This is a genomic window from Flavobacterium xizangense (assembly GCF_054075145.1).
This window is the reverse complement of sequence record NZ_JBSIPG010000011.1, coordinates 83270-93960: the sequence shown is the minus strand read 5'-3', so window position 1 is coordinate 93960 and position 10691 is coordinate 83270. Positions and strand designations below refer to the sequence as shown.

General features: G+C 38.0%; 7 protein-coding genes. All 7 read left to right on the top strand.

Annotated features, from left to right (window positions below; translation table 11 throughout):
* Positions 1-825: 825 nt before the first annotated feature.
* The 7 genes from ACWA1B_RS19040 to ACWA1B_RS19010 all read left to right on the top strand — a co-directional run bounded on the left by ACWA1B_RS19040 (position 826) and on the right by ACWA1B_RS19010 (position 10410).
* Positions 826-1863 (top strand): hypothetical protein, encoded by a 1038-nt coding sequence (locus tag ACWA1B_RS19040; RefSeq protein WP_456909665.1) that lies wholly within the window; start codon positions 826-828, stop codon positions 1861-1863.
* Positions 1864-1881: 18 nt separating this feature from the next.
* On the top strand, positions 1882-3450 hold the full coding sequence (locus ACWA1B_RS19035; protein ID WP_456909663.1) for a hypothetical protein: 1569 nt from the start codon (positions 1882-1884) through the stop codon (positions 3448-3450).
* 93 nt (positions 3451-3543) lie between these two features.
* Positions 3544-4785, top strand: coding sequence for a gliding motility-associated C-terminal domain-containing protein (locus ACWA1B_RS19030; protein WP_456909661.1), 1242 nt, complete (start codon positions 3544-3546; stop codon positions 4783-4785).
* Between the two features lie 73 nt (positions 4786-4858).
* Positions 4859-5770: a PorP/SprF family type IX secretion system membrane protein gene (locus tag ACWA1B_RS19025; protein WP_456909659.1), complete on the top strand. Its 912-nt coding sequence runs from the start codon at positions 4859-4861 to the stop codon at positions 5768-5770.
* Positions 5771-5782: 12 nt separating this feature from the next.
* Entirely contained in the window at positions 5783-7729 is a 1947-nt protein-coding gene (locus tag ACWA1B_RS19020) for an OmpA family protein (protein ID WP_456909657.1), read from the top strand.
* A gap of 153 nt (positions 7730-7882) precedes the next feature.
* Entirely contained in the window at positions 7883-8983 is a 1101-nt protein-coding gene (locus ACWA1B_RS19015; protein ID WP_456909655.1) for a tetratricopeptide repeat protein, read from the top strand.
* Between the two features lie 386 nt (positions 8984-9369).
* Complete coding sequence (locus tag ACWA1B_RS19010) at positions 9370-10410, top strand: rod shape-determining protein (protein ID WP_456909653.1); 1041 nt, start codon at positions 9370-9372, stop codon at positions 10408-10410.
* Positions 10411-10691 lie beyond the last annotated feature (281 nt).

The following is a 10691-nucleotide window of genomic DNA, read 5'->3' as shown; positions in this document are numbered from 1 at the left end:
TTGATTGATTGATTGATTGATTGATTGATTGATTGATTGATTGATTGATTGATTGATTGATTGATTGATTGATTGATGTTTCTTTACCCATATCACCTACCATACCGGTTTTCAAATTCTAAGGAAATATTTGGCAATCTTCATTCGTACGGCGCCGTTTTTGAATATTATCTAGGATTCCTGAACAATAAGCATCGTTTTTCATGCACTTATTTGGAGTAAAAGTAGATTTTTTTCCTTTTTTAAGATGTTTCCGACCTTTTAAAAATATTACTCCGATAAACGGCCAATCCTTGTTCCTCCGTTGTATTAATATCTCTATATATGTATCAAAATACGTTTGAAATGTATCAGAATAACAGATTATAAAGATTGCAGGTGGCGCATAAGCACTTGTTGGTTAGTGTTTTATGAAAATGAGATTGTTTATTTGTGAATTGATCCATCCTAAATAAAAAAATAACATTACTTCGTCACCAGATATTTTTCTCTGCGTTTCAATTACCGCTTTTCAGCGGATCTTTTGGTTAATCGGTAATAAATATTTAAAAATAATACAGGATACTTTTACGTAAGCTTTGTGGGCTTGTATAACTACTTATAAATAAAGTAATACAAAACTGGAGTCCTTTCACAGTTTTGTCCCTTGAAGGGATATGCAATAAGGTAAGGCCGTCGACAGCGAATGAAGGATATAAATGGTTACGGTTGCCCTTCATTTACTAAAAAACAGCCTTACCCTCACAAAGTGCTCCATAAGAAGAGACTATATTAAAAAAGGCAAATAGGAAATTTAAATTAATGCAATTATAAATAGAATAAATTATGAGAAAATTCTGCATTCTGGTGCTATTTTTGGCTACGGGTTACATAAGTTACGGGCAAGTTGGAATAGGGACCCTAAGCCCCAATTCTTCATCCCAATTAGATATAGTTTCAGAGAACAAAGGCATATTGATTCCACGCGTTCAATTGACAGGTACTAACGACTCCAAAACAATTGTTAATGGCAATATAAACGGATTATTAGTCTTTAATACGGCCGTCATGGGGGATATAAATCCCGGTTTTTATTACTGGTATGCAGATAAGTGGATAAAAATAGGAGCCGCAACCGACTTTTCTTTAGCCAATTCACTGACTTATGACAACAATACTTTGACCTCTATTGTAAATGAGAAAAGTGCTTCGGCACAGGTTGTGAATTCAGTCGCTAATATTTTAAAGGGGACGAATTTGGTTACGACTGTAAACGGATTTTCGAGCAATAACTTGGATCTGGCCCCCTTGTTGGAAAAAAATGTAACAGCTGTCAATGGTTTATCAAGTAAGGATGAAAAAATTGAATTGGGCGGGATTTTAATAAAGCCGACGATCATAACCACTTCAGAAAATAATCCTTTATCCTTGGCGGGTCTGCAGACGGGCAATAGTAGTTACATTTATGATGGAAGTAAATATTCTTCGACCTCAGACAGAATTGTAGTCAGTGATCCGGTGTCTGGGTTACTAAAGCAAGTTAAGTCAGCTATGCCCAAGTTTTTCTATGCACCTTCAGTGATAGTTCCAACTCATAGCCCGGCAGGTTTGATTTTAGTTGGACCTCAGTCCCTGGATGTATATACCCTATATAAGGAACAGTTCGGATTTCAGAAGGGCGGTGGTCAGGCTAGAAGCAATCCGTCATCTACTTTGCCCGTTCTGGCTCCGGCTGATTTGGATTATTTCGTTACCTATTTTGATACCGATATATTCGAGAATGTTGCTGTTTCCTCTTTAGGTGTAATCACTTACAGCATAAAGCCAGGAGCAGTGATATCAGATAATTCGTTTATGAATATCGTATTTAAAGTAAAGGATTAATTACTAACATTAATTGTTATGAGGGACATTATTACCAAGAAGAATTATATTTTTTCGAGAAAAATGCAGAGTGCAGTTTTGCTGCTTTTCATCTTTCTTGTGATTAATCAACGGCTAAGTGCCCAGTTATATGGTGGATTTCCTTATCATCAGAGTTTTACCTCAGGAATAAAACCATCCGAAGTGGCCCTTCCTAGTGGACCTGTTGCAAATTCAGCCATATTTACCTCAACAGGCCTGCAATTGACTCCGGCGGAGAATTTTAAGTTTGGAGCCGTATTTATTAATAACAAGATTTTCAATAGTGCTGTTGGAATTAAAATTTCGTTCAACTATGCAATTTATGATGGAACTGGAGCGGACGGACTATCGGTCTTTTTGTTTGACGCTGCAGTCAATCCGGTGATAAGCGGTTCATTTGGTGGAGCATTGGGATATAGTTTTAGAAGGACCAATAACCTATTTGCTGGTAATAGGAAAGAAGGTCTTTCGGGTGCTTATCTCGCGATAGCGCTGGATGTTTTTGGCAACTTTAAAAATGCAATTTTCAATGCTGATGAAAGAGTCAATGGCATTGACATGCCTCGTCTTTTGTGGAAAGATCAAGGCAAAAGCCATGTTACCCTTAGGGGCGCCAAAGGTATGTTTTTGGATGCAAACGGAAGGGGCTTGGGTTATACCGGTTATCCTGTTCTGGCAACTTTAGGTACCCTTGAGCTTTCTCAGTCGGTTGGAATTATGGCAGGAGCAACGCTTAATTCCGAAGGTCTTTACAATATAACAGGCAATTATTCGGGAGATCCGTTTGATCTGAGATCTGGGGCCTATACTGTCGACACAAACAACAGTGCTTATCGAAAGGCATTCATAGATTTGATTCCTAATCCTGCAGGAGGTTATAATATTACGGTAAAGATTCAGCATCAAAATATAACCAGCACTATAATTGAAAATTATTGGTATTCCGAATCTACTACTTACACTGAAAACGCTAATCCAGCTGTTACGGATTTTAATGCATTGAATACTAGAGGAGCGAATACGAGACACACAATTGATTCTCGGATTCCTGAAAATTTCAGAATAGGTTTCGCCGCCAGTACAGGAAATCTAAACGATATACACAAAATCTGGAATTTGGATATTGTGCTGCCCTTCGCCGCCGAAACTCATGACGATACGGGGGAGATGTGTAAAAATTCGACTTTTACCCTGAATCCCTTAGCAAATGACCTTGCATATGCCGGTCCAACGACCGGAATTCCGCAGGGGGCATCAGGAAATATCGACATGGCTCAGTTTAGGTTCGTGAATGCCGATGGAAGCGCTGTTGCGAATCCATATGAGGTAACCAATAATCAGGGAACATTTTTATATAATCCAGCTACCGGTGCCGTTGTTTTTTCTCCAGCCGCTAATTTTAGCGGAAGGGCTACAATAAAATATACCATAAAAGGTAAAGTTTATCCTGTTGGGACCTTTCAGCCCTATGGGGATGAAGCTTTTAGGTCTGCGCCTGGAGAAATTGCAATTGACGTGATCAAATGCAAAATCATAACAAACCCTGGCATTCCGGCAAAATTGTGATTGATAAGATAATTATATATGTTCAACAGGAAGTATTATGTGATGCGGCTTTTCTCTGGGATATCACTTTTAAACAAATAAAAAATAAATTTAATGAAAAATATTTCAAGCCATATATTCTTATATCTACCCTTGCTTTTGATGCAGCAGAATTATGCACAAACGGTTAATCTAGGAGATTTATATGTAGGGGCGAGGACCATAATGTCTACTGAATCGGCCATGGAGAATAAAAGTACAGCTAGGTTTATAAATGACGGGGATTTTTACCTCTATGATCATTATTACAATGACGGTATCGTCTCATTTACAGCCGGGGCAAAATCTGGGGTCACACATATGGTGGGAAGTTCGGGTTTTCAGGATATTTCTGGTAACAGTGCTATGGATTGGTATGATGCTGAATTTGATAACAATTCAGTCCAGCCTTCCTTTCACCTGTCTAACGAAGTTAGAATATTTGGAAGTTCAAACTTCAAGTCTGGAATTATAGATAATTTATCATATGATGGGAAGCTCTTTTTTTTGGAAGATGCAACGGCAGTCAATGCCAGTGACAAATCATATGTTAGTGGATATGTCCATAAAAGCGGAACCGATGACTTTCATTTCCCGATTGGCGACTCTGGGCACTATAGATACGCGGGAATCACATTACAGAATACGAATGAAAATGCTTTTGCCGGTAGATATTTTTTTCAAAATTCCGACCTGCTTTATCCCCATAGTGCAAAACAGAAAGAAATTTCTCTCATTGATGATCAAGAATATTGGGCTGTAGATAAAACGAAGGATGGCAGCGAGGCGATTATAACTTTGACATGGGATCAAGACACTACCCCGGAATCTATTTATTCCGCCCCTTTAGATGAAATGCATATTGTGCGTTGGGATGCTTCCAAAAAAATATGGGTTGATCAGGGAGGAGCCGTTGACGCGTCTTTGAATGAAATCAGCACAGTTATACATTCCTCGGATTATGGAATCTTCACATTGGCGCGCTTGAAAAGTATTGATAAAGAATCCTGTGATCAGAAAATTGCAGTTTATAATGCAGTCTCTCCTAATGGTGACGGTATAAATGATTATCTCCAAATCAGTGGATTGTCTTCAGACTGCGGCAGTGAAAATACAATTGAGATATATAACAGATGGGGTGTCAAAGTATATGCTACAAGCAATTACGGCTCTAATGGCAATTTTTTCAAAGGATATTCAGAAGGGAGGACAACGATTTCTCAAAATGAACTTTTACCTGCTGGGACTTATTTTTACATCTTGCACCTTAAAGGTGAAAACAAGGACAAAACGGGCTACCTCTACCTAAGCTGGTAATTGTCAGTTTAATTTACCCAAGCAGGCCATTCTAATAAAGGCAGCAATTTTGTTGCGAATTATTGACTAATATATGAAAACAAATTTTTTAATGGGTATTTCGCTACTAAGCGTCTTTTTTTGTCACGCCCAGCAAGATTCACAATTTACACAATATATGTACAACACTATCAATATCAACCCGGCATATGCCGGTTCCAGAGGAGTCTTGAGCGTTTTTGGCCTGCACAGATCCCAATGGATTGGCTTGGACGGTGCGCCAACAACGAATGCTGTTTCGGTTAATACTCCAATAAATGGCAGCAAGGTTGGACTCGGCCTGTCGTTGGTTAATGATAAAATAGGGCCTACCTCTGAAAGCCGTCTGTCTTCAGATTTTTCCTATACTATTCCAACGTCTGATTCGTGGAAACTTTCATTTGGCTTAAAAGCTACGGTGGATGTTTTCAATCTTGACATAAATAAATTAAGCCCAGAGAGGGCAGGGGATCCACAGTTTCAAAATTTTAAAAATGATTTTTCTCCAAACATTGGTGCCGGAATATACTGGCATTCTGGCAAGGCATATATGGGGATATCGGTGCCTGGTTTTATTCAAACCAAGCATTATAACGATAATAATGTCGCAATTTATAAGGACCTTATAAGTTATTACTTGATCGGCGGCTACGTTTTTGATATTTCTCAAGATATAAAATTCAAACCTGCCATTTTAAGCAAAATTGTCAAAGGTGCTCCGCTTCAAATCGATGCTTCAGCAAACTTTTTGGTGTTTGAGAAATTGTCTCTTGGTGTGGCTTATAGATGGGATGCAGCAGTAAGCGCGTTGGCTGGATTTCAAGTTTCCGACGGTTTATATATCGGTTACGGGTATGATGCCGAAACAACCAAACTGAAAAAATACAACTCAGGCTCCCATGAAATCTTTCTGCGATTTGAGCTTTTCAAAAAATATGACGGAATTACCACCGGACGTTTCTTTTAAAAATATAGTATTATGAAAAAAATTATTGCAATTGTGACATTGATCATATTCCATGTATTTTCAGTCAATACCTATAGCCAGAAGAATTTAAGCAAGGCTGACAAGGATTTTGAAAAATATGCATTTATTGACGCCATCAAAACATACGAAAGAATAGCAGCCAAAGGATTTAAATCTGAAAACCTCTTCAGGAAGCTGGGAGATGCCTATTACTACAATTCCCAATATAAAGAGGCGGCTAAATGGTACGACGAGTTATTCGCCATCAATGACCTTCAGAATTCTGAGTATGATTTCCGCTATGCACAATCTTTGAAGTCTATCGGCCAAACTAAAAAGGCTGACGAATTGATGCAGAGACTTCGAGCAAAGGATCAAAAAGACAAAAGGGCAATTTTAGCAAAGCAGGACAAGAGTTATCTGAAAAAAATATATTCAAATTCTGGAAGGTATGTCATCAGCGACTGCAACTTTAACTCTCCGTACTCTGATTATGGTGCATTTGTAAGGGACGGCAAAATTTATTTTACATCGGCAAGGGATACTGGAAACTTCGTTAAAAGCAAACATCAGTGGACCGGACAGTATTTCACCCACTTGTATGTTGCCGATATTGACAGTACAAGTGAACAAATCAGCAATAGTAAGCCTTCAAAGGTCAACATCAGCTCACATAGCAAATTCAATGAATCTTCATTGATTATGACCCAAGACGGCAAGACGGCATACTTTACAGGAAATAATTTTAGTGAGGGGAAATTAAAAAAAAATCCCAAAGGCATAAGCCTGCTAAAGATTTACAGTGGAAGGGTGGATAAGGATGTCATTACTGATGTAAAGGAACTTCCCTTTAACGGTGATGACTACAGTAGTGCACATCCAGCCTTAAGCGCTGATGAAAAAACCTTGTTTTTTGTATCGGATAGGCCTGGAACGTTAGGCCAATCTGATATATTCAAAGTGAGCATAGAGGGAAATGGCACCTTTGGGGAAGTCAAAAATCTGGGGCCAAGTATCAACACTGAGGGCAGGGAAAGCTTTCCCTTCATAAACAAGGAAAATGAAATTTACTTTGCATCAGACGGCCAGCCTGGACTAGGGGGATTGGATATTTTTGTTGGAAAGCTCGAGAATGATGATGCGGTAAGTTTTATTCAGAATGTAGGTTCTGACATCAATTCCACCGGAGATGATTTTGCATATGTCATAGATTCCAAATCCAGAAGAGGCTTTTTTTCATCCAACAAAAATGAGTCGGGTACCGATGATATATATGGTTTTTTGGAAACAAAAAAAATAGTGCCTGAAGAAGAAGAGTTGAACGGTCTTGTGATCGATTCTGAAACTGGATTGTTGCTCCCGGGTGCAAAGTTGGAATTGTTTGATCGGGATATGATTTTAAAGAAAACCGTGACAGCTGATTCTATTGGAAGATACAGCTTTTTTGTAGAGGCAGGCCAGCCATACGTTGTTAGGGCTTCAATTCAGGATTATTTTACAAAGGAGATAAAAGTTAAAGCCAGCAAGCAGAATAAGAAACAGGAGTTCATAATAGAGCTTGATAGATCTAAATGCAGGATGACTGTCGGTGATGATTTAGGAAAATGTTTCGGCATTCAAATGATTTATTTCGAATTGAACAAATCGGAAATAAATAAGGATGAAGTTTTTGAGCTGGAAAAAATTCTTGATGTTTTGGTACAGCATCCCAATTTGAAATTGGAAATCCGTTCGCATACAGATAGTAGAAATACTGCATCATACAATCAGGCCTTGTCAGATCGACGAGCTAAATCTACTCTTGAATGGCTTATAAAAAGAGGCATATCTGGTGATCGATTGGAGGCAAAAGGATTTGGCGAATCCCAATTATTAAACAATTGCGGAGATCAGGTAAAGTGCACTGAAGAGGAGCATAAAATAAACAGGAGAAGTGAGTTTATCATAAAAGCACTATAAATTCGGAGATCAATTTTCGGGAGTTTTAATTTCTATTCTTAAATATGCATAATACAAGATGCTCTGACAGGTGCTAGATATTACTTATTTATATTAAAGACAAATAATAAAAAAAGAAGTTTCTTTTTTTACCATAATATAATAACAAAAAATATGGGATTCAATAATTTAATTCAGTTTGTTGTACTCTTGGTATTTACAGGGGCAAACGCACAGAAACAGGAAATAAAATCAGCTTTGCGCGAGCTCAAAGAAAAATATCCGCAAAGGGCACTTAATTTAATTGCCAGTCTTGACTACAAAATTTTGAATGCAAGTGACGAGCAAAAGTCTGATTATTTTTATATTAAGGGAGTTTGTAATCTACAAATTGCAGAAAACACGGGGGATAAGAAAAATCTTAGTCTGGCCGTACAAGCATTCAACGATCTGATTTTGATAGAAAATTCCACCAAGCTTTTCAAATACTCAGAAACAGCTAAGGATGAGTTATTTGGCATTGAACGAAAGCTGGCCAATCAGGCTGCAGTTTATTTTAAGGAGAAAAAATACGATGCAAGCGGTAAAAGTTTTTTAGACCTCTATGAACTGGACAAAAATAAGATGTGTTATTTATACTATTCTGCATTCTGTAATTTAATGTGTAAAAATTATTCCAGTGCTTTGCGCTATTTTACGGAGTTGAAAAAGAAGAATTACTCGGGCAAGGTTTTTTCCTACTATGCAGTTAGGAACGACACGGGAAAGGATGAACAATTTGGTTCTAGATCCGATAGGGACAAGGCATTAAAAAATGGGACTCATCGAAGGCTTTTTGCTGAAATGGAAGATCCTAAAAAAGAAAATTTGCTAAAAAACATCATCATCCTTAACCTTTTATTAGGCAATGCTGAAAACGCTAAGCAGTCCATATTGGAATTTAAAAATGGGGATCCCGAGGACCACATCTTTGATTTAGCTGAATTTAAGCTTTATTTGGAAACAAGGGACTATAAGGCTTTTGAAAAAATTTTGATCGATAGATCTCAAAAGGAGATTTTTAATGCCGATTTGAATTTTTATTTGGGGATTGTCATTGAAAAACTGGGAAGAAAGAAAGATGCTAAAAAGTATTTCAAGAAAGTATTGGAAATTGATCCCCTCTTCGAATTTAAAGGAAGTCCAGGCCTTACATCAAGTATGGAAGCAGAAAAAATTTTCGCGAAATTAAATGAAAAAATATACTTAGAAAGCGCTTCCCAGTTTAATCCATAGGGGCGCATCAAAAAAAAAATTGGAAGCTTGTTTTTTTTGGGTAGTGAATATCTTAAAAGGATTGGGCAGCCGATGGTCTTCTCCCAGATTCCGATATGTTATTATTTCCATGCAACATGTGTTTTTATCCATCGGGTGGAAATAAATTTTCAAGCTAAATTCATTTGAGTAAATGGAATCGGAAAGCAATTGACACCCGAGCGGTATTTTCTATTCTCAGGAGTAGGAACCTGGCGGTGCTCAAATAAATTGTGCGACTCATATGGCATAACCCGGGAGATGTTTTTTGATTGCAACCTGTTTTTGATCAGTGGTTAATCCTTTTGAATAGCGATTTAAAATCTGCTTGTTTACTCTGTTTCTTATCCCCTTAATAATTAATGCTTATGAGGCTGTTGGAATTTATAACAAGGGAAATAGCCGTCGATTTAGGGACGGCTAATACCTTAATAATCTATGATAATAAAATTGTTATTGACAGCCCCAGCATTGTGGCCAGGGATATCAACACCAATACGATTATTGCTGTCGGTAGGGAAGCCAGTCTGATGCAGGGCAAAACACACAAAAATATCAGGACAATACGTCCGATAAAAGAAGGTGTCATTTCGGATTTTGATGCTTCTGAAAAAATGATCAGCGGGTTTCTCGCCGCTATACCAGGTCTGAAATTAAATTGCTTTCCGTTTTCGCTTCGTATGATGGTCTGCATTCCATTGGCAATAAGTGACATAGAAATCAGGGCCATCAGGGAGTCCTGTGAAAAAGTAAGAGTGAAAGAGATTTTATTCATCTATGAACCTCTTGCAGCGGCAATAGGAATTGGTTTAGACATTCGAAGACCACTTGGAACTATACTTGTCAATATTGGGAGTGGAGCGACCGAAATAGCTGTAATGGCCCTTGGGGGAATTATCTGCAGTCGGTCTATAAAAATTGGCGGTGATGTTTTCACAGAAGATATTGTGCATTATATGAAGGTGAACCATCAACTCCAGATTGGTTTAAGTTCTGCAGAAAAGGTAAAAATTGAAGCCGGTTCAACTGATGAAATGAATAATGCGACAGCAGAGCTAACCATTAAGGGAATAAATTTGATAACAGGCAAAATTCATGCAGCAAAAGTCGGCCATAAGGAGATTATGAAAGCTTTGGATGAGTCGATAAACAGCATAGAAGAGGCAATATTAAGCACCCTTTCTATGGCCCCTCCTGAGATAGCTGCTGATATTTACTGGTCGGGATTATATCTGGCTGGGGGTGGTGCTTTCCTTCAAGGACTTGACCAAAGGATTACTGATAAAACAGGTTTGAAAGTGCACATCGGTGAAGATCCAATCAGAGCAGCGGTAAAGGGCGCTAATTTAGTTTTAAAAAATAAAATAGACTACCAAGACCTTTTGTTCAGGGAAGTGAGCGAATCTTGAAGCCAGGTGCGATTTATTTTTGCATAAATGCAAAGTGGCGCTCCGGTAATAAGGCAGAGTTAATTTTATCAATGGTCAAAATCCGTCCAATGGGCCTGTGCATTGATTAAGCGCACTGAAGGTCATGAAATGATCTTTTACTCCAAAACTAACCTTTTCATTGATGGATTCACCAAAGTATCAGCAAAAACTATTTAGGAATTCCAATCAGATCCTTTAAACTGACCCGTTTAGTCAATTTTAGCGATAAGATTATTGCTCTGCTTGGTTTATGGCAGCAT